Consider the following 18,071-nt stretch of genomic DNA (forward strand, 5'->3'; position numbering starts at 1 on the left):
CATCGCTTCCTCAGTTCGAAACGGCATCGCAGGCATGCGAAACAGACCCCGCATCAGAGGGGTGTCTCTCTGGCTTGAAATGACTCAACTTCCCTCGTGAGTCATAAGTGTGACGGGTGATCAACCCCGTGGACCTCGCCAAGTCAACACGAAGCGGGGGGATGATCCAGCACCTCATTTGTGAAGATTCTGTGAGTGACGCACGGTGACCGGGGTGAATTGTCCGGACAGCGGAGGCTAAATGTTCGCATTGCGGTCGAGATCAATGGACGGGAAATAACTCGGCCTGGGATTCCGCGAGTTGCTAGGGTCGGCGGAATCCAGTGACGACTATCCGCCGCATTCCGTGGTCAGCCCGGCTCGCAGGATCGCTGCGAGCCTCATCCAGCTTTCGCGAGGAATTCCACATGCAGACAATGTTCTGGAGCAGACGCCGTGTGCTCGGCGCGCTCGCGGCCGCGACCGCCGTCGCCGCCACCCCCTCGGTACTGCTGCCGGCCACCGCCGCGGCCGCCGAGGGAACCACGCCCGAGCCGGTGCCGCTGCCGGACACCGACCGGGCCAAGGTCGTCCGCGCGTGGCTGACCGGCGGCAGGGGGGTCAAGGCGGCCGCCGCCACGGCCCTCTACGGGTCGGACACCGACATCGCGACCTTCCTCGCCGAGACGCTGCCGAAGCAGACCGTGCAGGACAACCGGGTCGCGATCATCAGCAGCCTGGACCGCGCGGGCAAGGGCCTGCGCCGCGAGGCAGTCGCCGCCCTGGAGGCCGGTGACGAAGCGATCGCCGCGTTCCTCGCCAGCGGTTTCAAGCCGGCCATGCGGGAGGACTTCCAGGTCGCCACCAGCGTCGTCGCGTCCACCGGCGACAGGGCCGTGAAGCGGGAGGCCAACGCCGCCCTGGACGCCGGCACGGAGGGGGCGCTCGTCACCTTCCTCACCGACAAGCAGTACGACGGTCGGCTGGAGGACACCCGGGTGCAGGTCAGCACCATGCTGATGACCGGTGGGCCGGAGGTGCAGAAGTACGCGGACCGCGCGCTGAGCGGTACCGCGGCCGACATCGAGTGGTTCATCGAGACCGGTCAGCACATCGCCCGTGCCCGTGACCAGGAGGCGGCGACCATCGAGGAACTGGTGGCCGTCGTCGAACGCGAGGGCAAGCGCGCCGAGAAGGAGACCAACCTGGCGGTGGAGGCCGGGGCCCGCGCCGAGACCGCCGCCGCCAAGGCCAAGGAGGCCGCGGAGAAGGCCGCCGCCGAGGCCTCCGCCGCCCAGAACGACGTGCAGAGGGCAGGGGCCGCGGCCCGCAAGGCGGCGAGCGCGGCGAAGGGCGCGGCGGACGCCGCCCGCAACGCCATCAACGCCTCCAACGCGGCGGTGCAGGCGTCACGCCGCGCTTCCTGGGCGGCCGCGGGTGCCGCGCAGGCCGCCTCGAAGGCGGGCAGTGCCGCGAGCGCCGCCTACAACGCCGCGATAGCCGCGTCCAAGGACGCCGGCAAGGCCAAGGCCGCCAAGGACGCGGCGGTCGCCGCCAAGAACGCCGCCGCCAAGGCCCGCAGCGCCGCCGCCGCAGCCGACAAGGCCGCCGTCGCCGGCGAGGCGGCCAGTTCGGCGGGCGCCTCGGCCGCTTCCGCCGCCCGCAACTCGGCAGCGGCCGCCGCGGCCGCTGCCCAGGCCGCGGTGTCGGCCGGTGTCGCCCAGGCGGAGGCCGCCGAGGCCAAGCGCCAGGCCGCCATCGCCAACAGCGCTGCCAACCGAGCCACCAACGCCGCCTCCGCCGCCCAGGCCCTGGCGAGCGCCGCCGCCAAGGCCGCCCGCACCGCGCGGGACGCCGCCAACTCCGCCGCGGCGCACGCGGACAAGGCCGCCGAGGCCGCCGAGGAGGCCGTCCTCAACGCGGGCAAGGCCATCGACTACGCCAACAAGTCGACCGCTCACGCCGACGCGGCCGTGAAGGCCGCCAACGTCGCCTCCCAGGCCGTCGCCGACGCCATCGAGGTGGAGAAGAACGCCCGCGCCGCCGAGGCGCAGACCCTGGAGCAGGACAAGCAGCAGGCCGTCGAGGAGGCGCAGCAGCTCGCCGAGATCGAGGAGAACGAGCTGTCCGACGTCCGCGACAAGCGGCTCATGGCGGAGCGCACCGCTCAGGACACCCTGGACACGATCGCGAGGGCCGAACAGGCCCTGTACTCGGGCGACATGGCGTTGGCAGCCACCCTGGGCCGCAAGGCAGCGGTCGCCCTGATCGACTCCCGCGGGGCCCACACCCGGCAGGCCGCCCAGCACGCCCTCGCCGGTTCCGACGACGACGTGTACTTCTGGATCGACCTCGACCGGGCCCTCGCCCAGGAACAGGACGACCGCGAGACCACCCTCCACGTGACGGCGGTCGCCGGCCCGAAGGTCGCCGCGGCCGCCGCCGCCGCGCTGGAGAGCTCCGACTCCAAGGCCGTCGGCGACTTCCTCACCATCGGCATGAAGCGCGCCTCGGACGAGGACCTGCGCGTCGCCATCAACAAGATCCTCGCCGAAGGCGCGGGCAGGGCCGTCACCGAGGCCGCCAACAAGGCGCTCGACGAGAACACCACCGAGTCGCTCAACTACTTCTTCGACGAGGCCTACCCCCGGGCGCAGAAGGAGGACGACCGGGTCCGGGCCAGCGAACTCATCGCCACCGCGGGCCCCTACACCAAGGCGTACGCGGAGGTGGCGCTCGAGGGGCCGGCGTGGATGCTGCGCAACTTCATCACCGTCATCCAGTACCGCACGGCCCAGCTCGACCACGACACCGCCACCCATGTGGCCGCGATCCGCGGCGCGATCTCCGCCGCCGCGAAGATCGCGGAGAAGGCGCAGGAGAACGCGGCCCTCGCCTCGAAGGCCGCCGCCGACGCGCGGAAGGCCGCCGCCGAGGCGCAGGAGTGGGCGCAGAAGGCACTCGACTCCGCGGCCAAGGCCGAGGACTTCGCCCAGCAGGCCCGGGACCATGCCGCGGCTGCCGACCAGTCGGCCGCCGCCGCCCAGGCCTCCGCCAACACCGCCAAGAACGCCGCCGCCAAGGCCCGCAGCGCCGCCCGGTCGGCCAACTACTCGGCCAACAAGGCCGTCGACTCCGCACGCGCGGCCGTCGCGTCCTCCGCCGCCGCGCAGCGCTCCGCCGCCGCGGCCCGCGCCGCCGAACTCGCGGCCTCCGCCGACGCGAGGGCCGCCGCCCAGGCGTACGCCCAGGCCAAGAGGATCGTCGCTGAGAAGCAGGCGGCCGAGGACCTCGCCGTGGCCAAGGAGAACGCCCGCATAGCCCAGGAACAGCGCGACGAGCACCAAAACCCGGCCGACAACGGCAAGAACGACCAGGTCAACCCGAACGGCACCGGGGACGGCGACGCCGACGAGTGGTGGAACGACGCCCAGTTCTACGCGGACGCCGCCAATGTGATCAGCATCGGCGCCGGTTTCCTCGCGGCGGGTTGCGGCCTCGCCTCCTTCGTCTTCCCGCCGGCCCTCGCCGCGGCCGGCTTCTTCGCCGGAGTCTCCGCGGGCGCGGGCGCCCTCGGCACCCTCTTCACCGGCATCGAGCACGGCTTCTCCAGCGGCGCCTTCTGGGAGTCCGCCGTCGGCACCGGTCTGAGCCTCGTGACGTTCGGCGCCTACAAGTGGGTGGGCGCGGCCGACAAGGCGCTCGGCGGGGCTCTCGTCAAGCCCGTCGTGGGCAAGATCACGGAGGTCGGCGAGGACCTGGTCTCGCCCATCACCAAGGGCCTCAGCAAGCTCTACGACCTGGCGGCCTGATCCCCTTCGGCCCGCCCGGGGGCGCCGCGACCAGGCGGCGCCCCCTCCTTGTGCGGACCCCTCCACGAGCCGGCGGAGGCCCTTGCCCCTGCCCGGAATCCACCGACACCAGAGAGAAGACATGTCCTCACGACGTACGAGACGTGTACTGCCCGTCCTCGCGCTCTCCCTCACGCTGAGCCTCACGGCCGTCGGCACGACGAACGCCGGCGAAGTCCCAGACCGCACCGCGCCCGGCTCGGCGACCGCGACACCCGCCTCCGGCCCCGCTCCGGTCGACCCCGCTGCCCCGGCGGCGCTCCTGCGGACCGCACCCTTCACCGGCGCGAGGTCCTGCACCCCTGTGCCCGCCGGTACGCACCCGTCGGTGCCCGAGGCCGCCACGGCGTGCGTGAGCGTGAAGAGCGGCACCGCCGAGGCGGGCACCATGTCCCGCGCCAAGACGATGTCCGCGCCGGACACCACCACTTCCGCGGGTGACCCGGCCTCTCACGCCGGCGAAGGCACCGCGGGCGCCCGCAGCCTGGCCGCCGCGGCGGACGACGCCGACGACCCGGCCGGCGACGGCCTCGGCACCGAGTTCGAACCCGACGCCGACGACCCCGAACCCCCGGCTCCCACCTGCCAGGTCACCAATCCCGGCACCTGGACCTGGAGCCGCACCGGCGGCATGTGCCTGAACGGCGCCGAGGTCACGTACAAGCTCCTCGACGCGAAGGGCGTGGAGATCGGGTCCGGCCTGATAGCCGTCAACTCCACCCTCAGCACCTCCTACAAGTCCCTCAACCTCACCGAGACGATCACCGCCAAGCTGATCCGCGTCACCGGTGACGTGCACAGCCTCACCCTGCGCATGCAGGTCGGCTGCGGCACCGGCTGCACGCCGGTGACCAAGCAGCCCTGGTACGCCACCACGCTGGCGTACGGCCAGGAGGTCACCGGAAATACCAAGTACCTCGGCGACCCCCTCGCCACGGGCACGACCCGCGTCTCCTTCCGGACCAACTACGCGATGTACGTGACGATGCCGGGCGCCACCCCGATCGACTCCACCGCGAGCTGGTCCAGTCCCACGGGCGGCGAGATCCGCTGCGACGCCGAGCAGCCCCGGCTGCGCGGCTGCGTCATCCCCACCAACGACCTGCCCGTCCTCAGCTATTCGCGCTCGCACGCGAAGTACGGGATCGTCGTCCCGATCTACGAGGAGATCATGCGGCGCCGCGGCACCGACGTCCTGCACGCCGTCGACCTGGCCCAGGCGACGACCAACCGCGCCGCCACCTGCACCCCGTTCACCAACCTGTACCCGAGCACCCGCGGGGCGGACAGCTGCGACGAGTTCCCGCCGGCCAGCACCCGCGAGGGCGGTCAGGACGGCACCCTGTGCGCCGAACTGACCCCGCAGGTCGTCAACAACGTGTGGTCCGCACCCGCCACCTGGGCCAACCGCCCGGCCACCGGTACGGAGACCTGCCTGCGGCTGCACATCACCCAGCGCGCCAACAGCTCCGCAGGCGGCGTCCTCGGCTCCCTGCGCAAGTACCAGCGTCTGGTGACGGACGACCCGTTCCGCATCGAGTTCACCGCCTGAACAGGGCACGATGAACCGGGCCCCCGCGCAGTGCCGCGCGGGGGCCCGGCAGACACGATCCGGCGGACGGCGCCGGTTCGCAGATCGGAGGCAACATGACGACGGACGCGTTCGACTGGGCGGCCGACCAGATGTGCGTCACCTTCACCCGGGACCTGGACCCCGCCGAGGTGTTCACCCGCTACGGCGCCGACCCGGCCCGTTCCCGCCCGCTCGACGCGGACGCCGCGTCCGACCTGCCCACAGGTCAGTTCGCCGACGGAGCGGTGTCGCTCCTGCGGTCCGGGAGGCTCGGCGACTGGACGTTCTGCGTCGAGGAGGACGGCGTCATCGGCTCATGGCCCGAGCTCCTCACCGCACTGTCCCGCGGCACCGAGACCTACAGCGTCCTGTCCACCGACGGCCTCGCCGTCTTCCAGTACTGGCGCGACGGCCGGTGCGTGGAGAACTTCGAACCCGACCTGGACCAACCCCCGTCCGCGGACCCGGGCCCTTGGCGGGAAAGGGTTCGGGAAGCCATGGCCGAGCGCGAGGGCCCCGGAATGGCCCCCGTGGTGGCCCTCGTCCTCGACCACCTCGGCCTCACCCTGGACGACGCGACCCTGGCCGCCCCCTGGCCCACCCTGACCGTCGCGGAGGACGACGCCCCGACCGCACCACGAGGCGACTCCTACGCGGGCGAGGGCCCGGTCCCGCCGGGGGCCGTCGAGATCCTGTAGGCCCCGGGCCGGCCCTCACCGATGAGGTCCCTTACGAGACCGCTCGCTGCGGCACCGTGATGTCGGTGATCAGCGGCCGCCCGTACAGGGCGAGGATCTCGTTGGCGAGGGCGATCGTCCGCAGCGGGTCGTCCCGCCGGCCGTGGGAGATGATGCCCGCGGCGAGGAGTCCCTTGGGCACGGCCCCGGCGTCGAGGAGGACACGCCACTCAGCGGGCGGCAGCTCCAGGTGTCGAGGTGGATGAGCTGGACTGTCTCACGAGGATCGGCGAGCGTGCCGGGGTGGACGGCGAGGGTTCGCAGGCGCGGTCCCCGGCGCGCCTCGGCCGCCGTGATCTCCTCCTCCGTCGCCCCTGTGGCGTCCGGGAGCCGCTCGCTCAGCGTGCGCCGCAGCAGAGCCGCGTCCGCGGACGCGGCCGGTACCGCGTCCGGCGTCGGATCGGGCAGGCGGCGCACCGGTTCGGGCAGCGCCCCGTCGGCGAGGAGGAGCGATCCCGGGGTGTGCGGTGGCGATGCCCTGCTCCGTGGAAGAGCCGGCGCCGATGAGGTGCAGCCGGACGTCACCGGGGCGGAGGACGCCTCCACGACGAAGGAGACACCGCCGCGCCCGTCCTCCTCGAGCGCCTCGACGATCAGGCCGACGGGGTCGAACTGCTTCTGGTTGTCGGAGATCAGTGAGGCGCGCCCCGGCTGCGGATGACGGAACGACAGCGGAACGCTCCATCCGCCGCGACCGATCTGCCCCGCCACATGCCCGTCGGGTGCGGCGAGCGTGTCCGCGTGCTCGGCGTGGAGGAGGCGCGGCAGGGGCTGCCGGATGGCGAAGTCGTGCAGCGAGGGCCAGGGAGGACCTCCGAGAGATGTGATCGCCGGTCGAGGCTAGAGCAGGACGAGGAGCCGGGTCCCCGGGACCAGCTTCCTGTTCACGGAGGTCGACTGGACGAACACCGTGTAGGCGTCGTTGCTGCCCGGCGCCACCGTGACCTCGGTCGCGGGCAGGCCGAGGAGCTGGCGGGCGGCCGGGCCGGTGAAGACCTTGCCGGTCATGCGGCCGGTCGCCGGGTCCTTCTCCGCCACGGCTATCTGCTTGTTCGCCTGCACCTTCTCCCGCTTGGACAGCTCGTAGAAGGCGCAGCCCGTCCTGTACGGATGTCCGGCGCTGGTGACGAAGTCGCGGATCGACGTGCGCTGGTCGACCGGGATCAGCACGTACTTGCCGGCGTCCAGGGCCTGGAGGTTCGACGTCACGTCCGTCGCGCTCAGGTCCTGGCCCATCGCGAAGAGGTTCCGCGTGCCGCGCACGCCCTGCTCGCGGTCGCGCAGGAACCTGGTCGCGGCCGTCTTGACGGCGCCGATCGCCTCCTCGACGCCCTGGTCGGAGTCGGCGTCCCAGATCGAGATGTTGCCCGTCGGGAAGCCGTACTGCTGGGCAGTGCGCTTGGCCAGGGAGTTCGGCACCATGATGGCCGACGTCCAGTGGTCGGGCAGGGTGTTCATCTTGTCGGCGATCCGGCTCCGCCACTCGTCGAGGACGGCACGCCCGTCGGGCATGAGGTCGTGCCGCGCACCCGTCCTGTCGGCGCCGGAGGCGTTCTCCTCGCCGTCGGTGACGACGACCTGGAGGAAGCTGTGCTCGCCGTACTCCTCCCAGATGTGACCGAGGTCGTCGAGCGCCTTGACCGACGCCTGGATCAGCGCCGTCGCGCCGTTCTCCACGGTGTACAGGCCCCGCATGGACGGCAGATGCTTCACGTCCATGTCCCACACCAGGTTCTCGACGAGGTGGTCGAAGGCGTAGAGGCTGATCCGGGTCTCGTGCCCGAGCCGGTCCGACTCCTCCGCCAGCCCCTTCACGAACTCGTCCACGACGCGCACGAGCTGCTCCGAGTGGCCCCGCATCGAACCGGACTTGTCGATGACGAGAGCGACGTGGTTCACGAAGTGCTTCTTCAGCCGGTCCTTCACCGTGGCGCTCATCGCGTCCATCCCTTTCCCCCTCGGGCCGCCGGGGGAGCTCCCCAACGCCCTTTTCCGCAGGCGGACGTGTCCACCCACGGCGCGAACGCCGGGATGGATTCTGGTCCGTCCAGATGATGGCTTCACCTTAGGGCGGGGCACTGACAAAGGCGTTGAGCTGCGGGTTCGTCACCCCTGGCACGGAGTACGAGCACGAAAAGGCCCTCCGCGTCCGATCGACGGACGCGGAGGGCCTCAGCGGTTCGAGGGCCTCGGAGGGCCTCGGCGAGTCCCGGTGGGCCTCAGGAGGCGGCGGTCACCGTGGCCTTCTCAGCGGCCAGAGGCTCCGCAGCCTCCCCTTCCTCCAGCCCCACATCCTTCGTCTCCCGCCCGATCAGCAGCGCCACCAGCGTCAGCAGGGCCATCGAGGACAGGTAGACGCCGACCAGCCACGGGGAGCCGTCGCCGGCCTCCCACAGGGCCACCGCGATGAACGGGGCCACGGCCGCGCCGAGGATCGAGCTGACGTTGTAGGAGATGCCGGAGCCCGTGTAGCGCACGCTCGTCGGGAACAGTTCCGGCAGCAGCGCGCCCATCGGGCCGAACGTCATGCCCATCAGGGTGAAGCCGAACACCAGCCACAGCACCACACCCACCGTGCCCAGGCCGATCAGCGGCACCCAGACCAGGCCGAAGACCAGGATCCCGGCCGTGACCGCGATCAGCGTGGCGCGCCGGCCGTAGCGGTCCGCCAGCGGGCCGGAGATCAGGGTGAACGCCGCGAAGAACAGCACACCGAAGATCATCATCAGCACGAACGTCGTGTACTCGTAGCCCAGACCCGGCACCGCCGCGTCCTCCGCCGTGCGGCCGTAGCTCAGCGAGAACGTGGTCATCAGGTAGAAGAGCACATACGTCGCCAGCATGAAGAACGTGCCGAGGATCAGCTGCTTCCAGTGGTTACGGAAGACCGTGGCCAGCGGCAGCTTCCGCACCAGGCCCGCCTCCCGCGTCTTCGCGAACACCGGCGCCTCGACCAGGCGCATCCGCACCCACAGGCCGATCGCGACCATCACCGCGGAGAACAGGAACGGGATGCGCCAGCCCCAGTTCAGGAAGGCCTCCGACGGCTGTGACGGGTCCGCGCCGGCCGCGGACGGCAGCAGCGCGCCGATGACCAGGAACAGGCCGTTGCCGATGATGAAGCCCAGCGGGGCGCCCAGCTGCGGGAACGTTCCGTACAGGGCGCGTTTGCCCTTCGGCGCGTTCTCGGTCGCGACCAGCGCCGCGCCGCTCCACTCGCCGCCGAGCGCGAAGCCCTGCGCCAGCCGCATCAGCACCAGCAGCGCGGTCGCCACCCAGCCGGCCTGCGCGTACGTCGGCAGCACACCGATGAGGAACGTGGCGATGCCCATGGTGAGCAGGGACGCCACGAGCGTTCCCTTGCGGCCGAGGCGGTCGCCGAGGTGGCCGAAGACCACCGCGCCGATCGGCCGGGCGACCATCGCGGCGCCGAACACCGCGAAGGACGAGAGCAGCGCCGTGGTGGGGTCGCTGCTCGGGAAGAAGAGCGTGGGGAAGACCAGTACGGCGGCGGTCGCGTAGATGTAGAAGTCGTAGAACTCGATCGTCGTGCCGATGAGGCTGGCGATGAGGACCCGCGACCGCGAGTTGACGGGGGTCGGGGCCGGACTGGTGCTTGGTGCGGGCATTTCACGGTCTTTCCACGGGGAACGATCACCCCACATTCTCAGAAGGTCTCACGTCTCAGGAAAGGTGTTCCAAGATGTGAGACGACTTCGCTGTGACCTGCTGGGGAAAATGCGTGGCCCCGTGCCTGCCCGGCTCCCTACACTCGCCGGGCAGGCACCCACCGCCACCTGTCGGCGGTGCGCGCAGTCAAGATTCGACCCGGGAGGGAGTCCGGCCGTGCGTGTCCACACCGCTGTCGCCGTCGCTCCCCGTTCCCGGTCCCGCCGGTCCGTGGTGATCCTGGTGTCTCCGGCCGCCCGGTGCCCGCTGCGCGGCCGGCACCGGCTGCCCTGACGCACGCCCGACCCCTCCTCTCGCCGGGGAGTGCTCGGCGCCGTGCGCCGGGGGGAATCGCGCTGCCCTTTTCCGGTTCCATCCGAAAGGCCACGGGCCATGCGCACCACCGACACCCTCGCCGTCGTCCGCAACCTCGGGATCCTCGCCCACGTCGACGCCGGCAAGACCACCGTCACCGAGCGGATCCTGTACGCCACCGGCACCACCCACAAGCGCGGCGAGGTGCACGACGGCACGACCGTCACCGACTTCGACCCGCAGGAGCGCGACCGGGGCATCACCATCTTCTCCGCCGCCGTGACCTGCTCCTGGGACGGTCACCGCATCAACCTGATCGACACCCCGGGGCATGTCGACTTCGCCGACGAGGTCGAGCGTTCCCTGCGCGTCCTCGACGGGGCGGTCGCCGTGTTCGACGCGGTCGCCGGGGTGGAGCCGCAGAGCGAGGCGGTGTGGCGGCAGGCCGACCGGCACGGTGTCCCGCGCATCGCGTTCGTCAACAAGATGGACCGGGCCGGCGCCGACCTCGACGCCGCCGTCGCCTCCATCCGGGAGCGGCTGCATCCGGCGCCGCTGGCCGTGCAGCTCCCGATCGGGGCCGAGGACGCCTTCACCGGCGTCGTCGACCTGCTCGGCATGCGCGCCCTCACCTGGGACGACGACGGCGAGGCCCGCAATCCGGCACCCGTGCCGGACGCCCTGCGCGAGGAGGCGCTACGGCGACGCCGGCTGCTGGACGAGGCCGTGGCGGAACTGCACCCGGGCGCGCTGGAGGAGTTCTGCGACACCGGCGCGCTCGGCACCGGGACGCTCACGGCGGCCCTGCGGGACCTGACCGCACGCGGTGAGGCCGTGGTCGTGCTGTGCGGCTCCGCCTACCGCAACCGCGGGATCGAGCCGCTGCTGGACGCCGTCCTCGCCTACCTGCCGTCACCCCTGGACGTGCCGCCGGTGCGCGGCACGCACGACGGCGCCGAACAGGAACGGCCCGCCGACCCGGCGGCGCCGCTCGCCGCCCTCGCGTTCAAGGTGAACGCCACCGCCACCGGGCGCCTCACCTACCTGCGCGTCTATTCCGGAACGATCGAACAGGGGGACACCGTGTGGGACGCCACCGCCGGCCGTGCCGAGCGCGTCGGACGCATCCTGCGTGTCGCCGCCGACCGGCACGCGCGCCTGGACCGTGCCGTCGCCGGTGACATCGTCGCCGTGGTCGGTCTGAAGGGCGCCCGCGCCGGCGCCACGCTGTGCGCGCCGGACGCCCCGCTGATGCTCGAGCCGCCCGGCACCGCCGAGCCCGTCGTCTCGGTCGCCGTCGAGGCGCTGCGGGGCACCGACACCGGCCGTCTGGCGTCGGCGCTGGCGCGGCTCGCCGAGGAGGACCCCTCGCTGGTCGTGCGCACCGACGCCGAGACGGGCCAGACGGTGCTGTCCGGCATGGGCGAACTGCACCTGGAGGTCGCGGTGGAACGCATCCGGCGTGACCACGGACTCGGCGTCAACGTCGGCCGTCCGAGGGTGAGTTACCGGGAGACCGTCGGCCGGGGCGTGTCCGGGTTCGTGTACCGGAACGTCAAACAGGACGGCGGTGCCGGGCAGTTCGCGCACGTGGTGCTCGATGTGGAGCCTTTGGACGACCCCGAGCGGGGCTTCGAGTTCCGCTCGACCGTCGTCGGCGGGCGGGTGCCGCAGGAGTACGTCCGTGCCGTCGAGGCCGGCTGCCGGGACGCGCTCGCCGAGGGCCCCCTCGGCGGACACCCGGTGACGGGCCTGCGGGTGACGCTCACCGACGGTGCGACACACGTCAAGGACTCCTCCGACACCGCGTTCCGCACCGCGGGCCGGCTCGGTCTGCGGGACGCCCTGCGGGCGTGCGCGATGGTGCTCCTCGAGCCGGTCGCCGAGGTCACCGTCACCGTCCCGCAGGACGCGGTCGGGGCCGTACTCGGTGACCTGGCGGCCCGCCGCGGCCGGGTGAGCGGCTCGGCCACCCGGGCGGGCGCGGCGGTCGTCACGGCGACCGTGCCGCTGGCCGAACTCTTCGGCTACGCGACCCGGTTGCGCAGCCGCACCCAGGGCCGCGGCACGTTCACCAGCCGTCCCACCGGCCACGCCCCGGCCCCGGCCGAGACGCCGGTGCGGTGACCGGCTGGCCGGCCGAACGCGCCGGTGCGGTGGCCGGTCCGGGCGTCGGCTCCGGCCGAAGGGCCCGATGGTGACCGGCTGGCCGGCCGTACGTGCCGGTGCGGTGGCCGGTCCGGGCGTCGGCTCCGGCCGAAGGGCCCGATGGTGACCGGCTGGCCGGCCGTACGTGCCGGTGCGGTGGCCGGTCCGGGCGTCGGCTCCGGCCGAAGGGCCCGATGGTGACCGGCTGGCCGGCCGTACGTGCCGGTGCGGTGGCCGGTCCGGGCGTCGGCTCCGGCCGAAGGGCCCGATGGTGACCGGCTGGCCGGCCGTACGTGCCGGTGCGGTGGCCGGTCCGGGCGTCGGCTCCGGCCGAAGGGCCCGATGGTGACCGGCTGGCCGGCCGTACGTGCCGGTGCAGTGGCCGGTCCGGGCGTCGGCTCCGGCCGAAGGGCCCGACGGTGACCCGCTGACCGGCCGAACGCGCCGGCCCGGTCACCGCTCCGGCGGTCCCTCCCCGACTCAGCAGGGGAGGGACCGTCACCGGACCCGCGCTCAGCGCGCACCGACCGGAACGCGCGATCCGCGCCTCAGCACGCCCCCGAACCCCGCCGGAACGCCCTCACGGATACGACACCACCACCGACGGCACCGTATTCGTCCCCGACGTAGGCGCCCCCGTGTCGTTGATGACGCACTCGTACTGCCCGTGCCCGCTCAGCGAGATGACCATGATGTGGTGGAAGCGCACCCCGGGCCGTTCCGGGGCGGCGAAGCCGTGGTGCTGGACGATGGTCGGGTCGACGTTGTAGTAGCAGTAGCTGCCCATGCCCCAGCCCTCGTGGGTGGTGACGTGGTCGCCGACCTTGTAGGCGGCGTACCCCTTGAGCGGGCCGTTCTGGATCGCGGCCTGGTTCGGGGCGTCGTAGGCCTTCTCGTTCTGGAAGAAGATGGTGCGGCCGCGTTCGCCGTTCCACTGCACGTCGTACTTGTTGAAGTGCTCGACGAACAGGCCGGTGGCGAGGATGTCGTCGCCGTTGACGACGACGCCGTAGTCGCAGCGGTTGGTCTCCCAGCCCACGCCCTCGCCGTGGTCGGCGCGCCAGACCCAGGTGTGGTCGACGATGGTGTGCCGGGCGTTGACCACCATGCTGGTGGTGGCCTTGCCGGGGCCCGCGCCGCCGACGCGGATGAAGACGTCCTGGACGGTGATGGGGTTGGCGGCGTGGTTCCGGCAGGCGCCGCGCGGCCCGACCTCCAGGAGCACCGGGGAGTTGACCGTTCCCGCGTCGATCAGGAAGCCGGCCAGCCGTACGCCGTCGACGTCGGCGACCTTCAGGGCGGTGACGCCGTTGTCGGGGACGAGGGTGGCGTAGCCGAGGCCCAGGACGACCGTGTTCGGCCGGTTCACCCGGACCGGCTGGTCGACGTGGTAGATGCCGGGCGTGAGCAGCAGGTGCAGACCCTGCTCGAGCGCCCGGTTGAGGGTGGCCGCCGAGTCGCCCGGCCTGGCGACGTAGAAGCGCTCCAGCGGCAGCGAGGTGCCGCGCGGGGTGCCGTTGCCCCAGGTGACGCCGCGCGCGTTTCTCCGCAGCGCGGGCAGGAAGACGCGGTACCGCTCCCCGTCGAGGTACAGGAAAGGCTTCTCGCGGGAGACCGGTGTCGTGTCGAGCGTGGTGTACGGAGGATCGGGGAAGCTCTGCGCGGGGGCGCCCTCGACACCGGAGAACACCATGTTCCACACGGCGTTGGTCCAGCCGCCGACCGCGCTCTCCCGGGTGTACCACTGCTGCTGCGAGTAGGGGCCGACCGTGCCGTCGATCCGGCTGTCCGCGATGTAGCCGCCGCTCGCCCAGCCGTACGTCGACGAGGCGAGGTTGAGGTCGCCGCGTACGTGCATCCGGCGGAACGGCGCGGCCTGGGCGACCGCCCAGCGGTTGGTGCCGTTGGCCGGGACGAGGGCCAGGTTCTCCGCCGAACGCCAGAAGTTCTGCGTGGCGTTGCCGTCGAACCAGCCGGCGTCGACCGTCACGTCACCGTGGATGGTGGTGTCGTCGGGGGACAGGCCCAGGCCGGAGACGGACATGTAGAAGCCCAACTGGGCGTTCAGACCCTGGTAGGTGCCGGGCTTGAAGAAGAACTGGTAGCGGCCGGGGCCGAACTGGTCCTCCTCCTGCCGGGTGAACACCTCGTCCAGCGTGGTCTGGATGCCCGGCGTGGACGGGTCGAAGACGATCACGTTGGGGCCGAGGTCGCCACCCCCCTTGAGACGCGGGGGCTTTCTGCGCGCGGCCGGCGCGGCGGACGCCGTCCCGGACAGGCCGGCCAGCACGGGCACGGCCGCCGCGGCGCCGAGCACGGCCCGGCGGCCGACGGCGGAGGGCGGTGTGGAGGAGGGAACGGACGGTGACGTCATGGGGCGGCTCTCCCGGTTCAGGAAGTGAAAGCGGCAGGGGAGGTGAGAGCGCTCTCTCGCGCCGAATGGTTCATCTCCGCAACGGATGAGTCAAGACATGCGGCAAGAGTCGAGCGAGTCCGTCGGAACCCTTGACGCGGGTTCGGCCAGAGGTTTAACTCACGTCCTAAATTAAGCCGTGAGGCGCTGCCCCGGGTCCTCCCCGGGACATTCGACCTTCCCGGAAAGGGACCAGGAGCCATGCGCAGCATCCGAGCCGCGGCCACAGGCGCCGTCATGCTGTCTCTCGCACTCGCCGCCACGGCCTGCGGAGGCGGTTCGAGCACCGGTGGCGGGTCCAACGACTCGCCGAAGGAACTGACCTACTGGGCGTCGAACCAGGGGGCCAGCATCGAGGTCGACAAGAAGGTCCTCCAGCCGGAGCTCGACAAGTTCGAGAAGCAGACCGGCATCAAGGTCAAGCTGGAGGTCGTGCCCTGGTCCGACCTGCTCAACCGGATCCTCACCGCCACCACGTCCGGCCAGGGCCCGGACGTGCTGAACATCGGCAACACCTGGTCCGCCTCCCTCCAGGCGACCGGCGGTCTCCTGCCGTGGGACGACGCGCAGTTCGAGAAGATCGGCGGCAAGGACCGCTTCGTCGACTCGGCGCTCGGCTCCACCGGCGCCGAGGGACAGCCCCCGGCCGCCGTCCCTCTCTACTCCATGGCGTACGCGCTCTACTACAACAAGCAGATGTTCGCCGACGCCGGCATCGACGCCCCGCCCGCCACCTGGGACGACTTCGTCGCCGCGGGCAAGAAGCTGTCCAAGGACGGCAAGTGGGGCACAGCCATGGAGGGTTCGAACCCTTCCGAGAACGTCCACCACGCCTACGTCTTCGCCAAGCAGCACGGCGCCGGCTTCTTCACCGCCGACGGCACGCCCGACTTCACCAGCGACGGCGCCGTCGCCGCGGTCAAGCAGTACGTCGACCTGATGGCCAAGGACAAGATCATCGCCCCGGGCAACGCCGAGTACGCCCAGAACCAGTCGGTCAGCGACTTCGCCAAGGGCAGGACCGGCATGCTGCTGTGGCAGTCCGCCTCCGCCAACCTCACGTCCCAGGGCATGAGCGAGGACGCCTACGGCATCGCCCCCGTGCCCGTGCAGTCCGGCACCCCCGGCGCCGGCCGGCAGGTCAACTCGATGGTCGCCGGCATCAACCTCGCCGTCTTCAAGAACACCGACAACCTCGACGGCGCCACCGAGTTCGTGAAGTTCATGACCAGCGACGCCGAGCAGAAGATCCTCAACACCGCCTACAGCTCCATACCGCCGGTCAAGGCCGCCCAGGCCGACGCCGCCTTCAACACCCCCGCCAACGCCGTGCTGAAGGACACCCTCGCCAAGAGCGCCGTCGCCCTGCCGCAGGTGCCCGACGAGTCCCAGTTCGAGACCGCCGTCGGCACCGCCGTCAAGGAACTGTTCGCCGACGCCGCCGCCGGACGCCCGGTCACCACCGACTCGGTGAAGGCCGCGCTCACCAAGGCGCAGCAGCAGATGCCCACGAAGTGAGTCCCCACACCGCCATGACCGCCACCGCCCCCGCAGCGGAGGCCACCGTGCGGAAGAGCTCCCCCGGTACGGCGCGCGGCCCCCGCCGCCGCACCGGGCGGCTCCGCCGCGTCGGACTGCCCTACCTGCTGCTCCTGCCCGCGCTGCTCCTCGAACTCCTCGTTCACCTGGTGCCGATGGTCATCGGCATCGTGATGAGCTTCAAGGAACTCACCCAGTTCTACATCCGTGACTGGAGCACCGCCCCCTGGGCCGGCCTCGACAACTACACCGTGTCCGTCGACTTCGACGCCCCCGTCGGCAAGGCCCTCCTCCACTCGTTCCTCGTCACGGTCGCCTTCACCGTGCTGTCCGTCGGCCTGTGCTGGCTGATCGGCACCGCCGCCGCCGTGTTCATGCAGGACACCTTCCGCGGCCGCGGCCTGCTGCGCGCCCTGTTCCTGGTGCCGTACGCGCTGCCCGTCTACGCGGCCGTCATCACCTGGGTGTTCATGTTCCAGCACGACAACGGCCTGGTGAACCACGTCCTGCACGACCAGCTCGGCCTCACCGACAAGCCCTCCTTCTGGCTCATCGGCGACAACAGCTTCGTCGCCCTGCTCACCGTGTCGGTGTGGAAGGGCTGGCCGTTCGCCTTCCTCATCGTCATGGCCGGACTGCAGAACATCCCCCGCGAGCTGTACGAGGCCGCCGCCCTCGACGGCGCCGGCATGGTCCAGCAGCTCCGCCGCATCACCCTGCCGTCGCTCCGCCCGGTCAACCAGGTGCTGGTCCTCGTCCTGTTCCTGTGGACGTTCAACGACTTCAACACCCCGTACGTCCTCTTCGGCAAGAGCGCGCCCGAGGCCGCCGACCTGATCTCCGTGCACATCTACCAGGCGTCCTTCGTCACCTGGAACTTCGGCACGGGCTCCGCGATGTCGGTGCTGCTCCTGCTGTTCCTGCTCGTCGTCACGGGCGTCTACCTCGCCCTCACCTCTCGCGGACGGAGGACCGCCCAGTGAGCACGCCCCGGTCCCCGATGGCTCCGCCCCGCACGTTCCTGTGGTCACGGCGGATCTTCCTGACCCTCCTCACCGGCTTCGTGCTGATCCCGGTGTACGTCATGCTGTCCAGCTCGCTGAAGCCGCTCGCCGACGTCACCGGCTCGTTCCGCTGGCTGCCGACCGAGCTGACGATCCGCCCGTACATCGACATCTGGTCCACCGTGCCGCTCGGCCGCTACTTCGTGAACTCGCTGATCGTGGCGGGCGCCGCCACCGTCTGCTCGGTCGTCATCGCCGTCTTCTCCGCGTACGCCGTCAGCCGCTACGCGTTCCGCGGCAAGCGCGTCTTCACGGTGACCGTCCTGTCGACGCAGATGTTCCCCGGCATCCTGTTCCTGCTCCCGCTGTTCCTCATCTACGTCAACATCGGCAACGCCACCGGCATCGCCCTGTTCGGCTCCCGCGGCGGCCTGATCCTGACGTACCTGACCTTCTCGCTGCCGTTCTCCATCTGGATGCTGATCGGCTACTTCGACTCCGTGCCGCGCGACCTGGACGAGGCCGCGCTCGTGGACGGCTGCGGCCCGCTCGGCGCGCTGTTCCGCGTCGTCGTCCCGGCCGCCGTGCCCGGCATCGTCGCCGTCGCCGTCTACGCCTTCATGACCGCCTGGGGCGAGGTCCTCTTCGCCTCGGTGATGACCAACGACACCACGCGCACCCTGGCGGTCGGCCTCCAGGGTTACTCCACCCTCAACGACGTGTACTGGAACCAGATCATGGCCGCCTCCCTCGTGGTGAGCGTCCCCGTGGTCGCCGGGTTCCTGCTCCTCCAGCGCTACCTCGTCGCCGGCCTGACGGCAGGCGCCGTCAAGTGACCGCCCC

General features: G+C 71.4%; 11 protein-coding genes. 7 read left to right on the forward strand and 4 right to left on the reverse strand.

What is annotated here, in order from left to right; translation table 11 throughout:
* The first annotated feature begins 407 nt into the window (after positions 1 to 407).
* From ACQY0Z_RS26455 to ACQY0Z_RS26465, 3 genes are all read left to right on the forward strand, one after another.
* Positions 408 to 3,791 (forward strand): ALF repeat-containing protein, encoded by a 3,384-nt coding sequence (locus ACQY0Z_RS26455; RefSeq protein WP_254585506.1) that lies wholly within the window; start codon positions 408 to 410, stop codon positions 3,789 to 3,791.
* 121 nt (positions 3,792 to 3,912) lie between these two features.
* Complete coding sequence (locus ACQY0Z_RS26460; protein ID WP_439812924.1) at positions 3,913 to 5,382, forward strand: NucA/NucB deoxyribonuclease domain-containing protein; 1,470 nt, start codon at positions 3,913 to 3,915, stop codon at positions 5,380 to 5,382.
* 95 nt (positions 5,383 to 5,477) lie between these two features.
* Positions 5,478 to 6,101, forward strand: coding sequence for a DUF6461 domain-containing protein (locus ACQY0Z_RS26465; protein ID WP_254585504.1), 624 nt, complete (start codon positions 5,478 to 5,480; stop codon positions 6,099 to 6,101).
* Positions 6,102 to 6,132: 31 nt separating this feature from the next.
* On the opposite strand, the gene ACQY0Z_RS26470 is transcribed toward ACQY0Z_RS26465, so the two are convergent.
* From ACQY0Z_RS26470 to ACQY0Z_RS26480, 3 genes are all read right to left on the reverse strand, one after another.
* A complete protein-coding gene (locus ACQY0Z_RS26470; RefSeq protein ID WP_254585503.1) occupies positions 6,133 to 6,282 on the reverse strand; it encodes a hypothetical protein in 150 nt (49 codons plus the stop codon).
* A 698-nt stretch (positions 6,283 to 6,980) separates the two neighbouring features.
* On the reverse strand, positions 6,981 to 8,087 hold the full coding sequence (locus ACQY0Z_RS26475; RefSeq protein WP_137209168.1) for a vWA domain-containing protein: 1,107 nt from the start codon (positions 8,085 to 8,087) through the stop codon (positions 6,981 to 6,983).
* A 272-nt stretch (positions 8,088 to 8,359) separates the two neighbouring features.
* Complete coding sequence (locus ACQY0Z_RS26480) at positions 8,360 to 9,769, reverse strand: MFS transporter (RefSeq protein ID WP_347226380.1); 1,410 nt, start codon at positions 9,767 to 9,769, stop codon at positions 8,360 to 8,362.
* 433 nt (positions 9,770 to 10,202) lie between these two features.
* Here ACQY0Z_RS26480 and fusA point away from each other — a divergent pair, with 433 nt between their 5' ends.
* Positions 10,203 to 12,251: an elongation factor G gene (gene fusA / locus ACQY0Z_RS26485; RefSeq protein WP_439812925.1), complete on the forward strand. Its 2,049-nt coding sequence runs from the start codon at positions 10,203 to 10,205 to the stop codon at positions 12,249 to 12,251.
* A 601-nt stretch (positions 12,252 to 12,852) separates the two neighbouring features.
* Here fusA and ACQY0Z_RS26490 read toward each other — a convergent pair.
* Positions 12,853 to 14,646, reverse strand: coding sequence for a coagulation factor 5/8 type domain-containing protein (locus tag ACQY0Z_RS26490; RefSeq protein WP_254585499.1), 1,794 nt, complete (start codon positions 14,644 to 14,646; stop codon positions 12,853 to 12,855).
* A 240-nt stretch (positions 14,647 to 14,886) separates the two neighbouring features.
* Between ACQY0Z_RS26490 and ACQY0Z_RS26495 the strand changes: the two genes are divergently transcribed.
* Genes ACQY0Z_RS26495 through ACQY0Z_RS26505 form a run of 3 tightly spaced genes read left to right on the forward strand, consistent with a single transcriptional unit; the run spans position 14,887 to position 18,064 of the window.
* Positions 14,887 to 16,203: an ABC transporter substrate-binding protein gene (locus ACQY0Z_RS26495; protein ID WP_254585498.1), complete on the forward strand. Its 1,317-nt coding sequence runs from the start codon at positions 14,887 to 14,889 to the stop codon at positions 16,201 to 16,203.
* Between the two features lie 14 nt (positions 16,204 to 16,217).
* Positions 16,218 to 17,207 carry a carbohydrate ABC transporter permease gene (locus ACQY0Z_RS26500; protein WP_254585497.1) on the forward strand — a complete coding sequence of 330 codons (990 nt, stop codon included), beginning with the start codon at positions 16,218 to 16,220 and terminating at the stop codon, positions 17,205 to 17,207.
* A gap of 17 nt (positions 17,208 to 17,224) precedes the next feature.
* A complete protein-coding gene (locus ACQY0Z_RS26505; protein WP_254585519.1) occupies positions 17,225 to 18,064 on the forward strand; it encodes a carbohydrate ABC transporter permease in 840 nt (279 codons plus the stop codon).
* The last annotated feature ends 7 nt before the right edge of the window (positions 18,065 to 18,071 follow it).

Source organism: Streptomyces sp. P9-2 (assembly GCF_051903975.1).
Classification (GTDB): Bacteria; Actinomycetota; Actinomycetes; order Streptomycetales; family Streptomycetaceae; genus Streptomyces; species Streptomyces cellulosae.

Coding starts and splice junctions, on each gene's coding strand:
- ACQY0Z_RS26480 (WP_347226380.1), bottom strand. CDS start 9,769: ATGCCCGCACCAAGCACCAGTCCGGCCCCGACCCCCGTCAACTCGCGG.
- ACQY0Z_RS26500 (WP_254585497.1), top strand. CDS start 16,218: ATGACCGCCACCGCCCCCGCAGCGGAGGCCACCGTGCGGAAGAGCTCC.
- fusA (WP_439812925.1), top strand. CDS start 10,203: ATGCGCACCACCGACACCCTCGCCGTCGTCCGCAACCTCGGGATCCTC.
- ACQY0Z_RS26490 (WP_254585499.1), bottom strand. CDS start 14,646: ATGACGTCACCGTCCGTTCCCTCCTCCACACCGCCCTCCGCCGTCGGC.
- ACQY0Z_RS26455 (WP_254585506.1), top strand. CDS start 408: ATGCAGACAATGTTCTGGAGCAGACGCCGTGTGCTCGGCGCGCTCGCG.
- ACQY0Z_RS26475 (WP_137209168.1), bottom strand. CDS start 8,087: ATGGACGCGATGAGCGCCACGGTGAAGGACCGGCTGAAGAAGCACTTC.
- ACQY0Z_RS26465 (WP_254585504.1), top strand. CDS start 5,478: ATGACGACGGACGCGTTCGACTGGGCGGCCGACCAGATGTGCGTCACC.
- ACQY0Z_RS26495 (WP_254585498.1), top strand. CDS start 14,887: ATGCGCAGCATCCGAGCCGCGGCCACAGGCGCCGTCATGCTGTCTCTC.
- ACQY0Z_RS26505 (WP_254585519.1), top strand. CDS start 17,225: ATGGCTCCGCCCCGCACGTTCCTGTGGTCACGGCGGATCTTCCTGACC.
- ACQY0Z_RS26460 (WP_439812924.1), top strand. CDS start 3,913: ATGTCCTCACGACGTACGAGACGTGTACTGCCCGTCCTCGCGCTCTCC.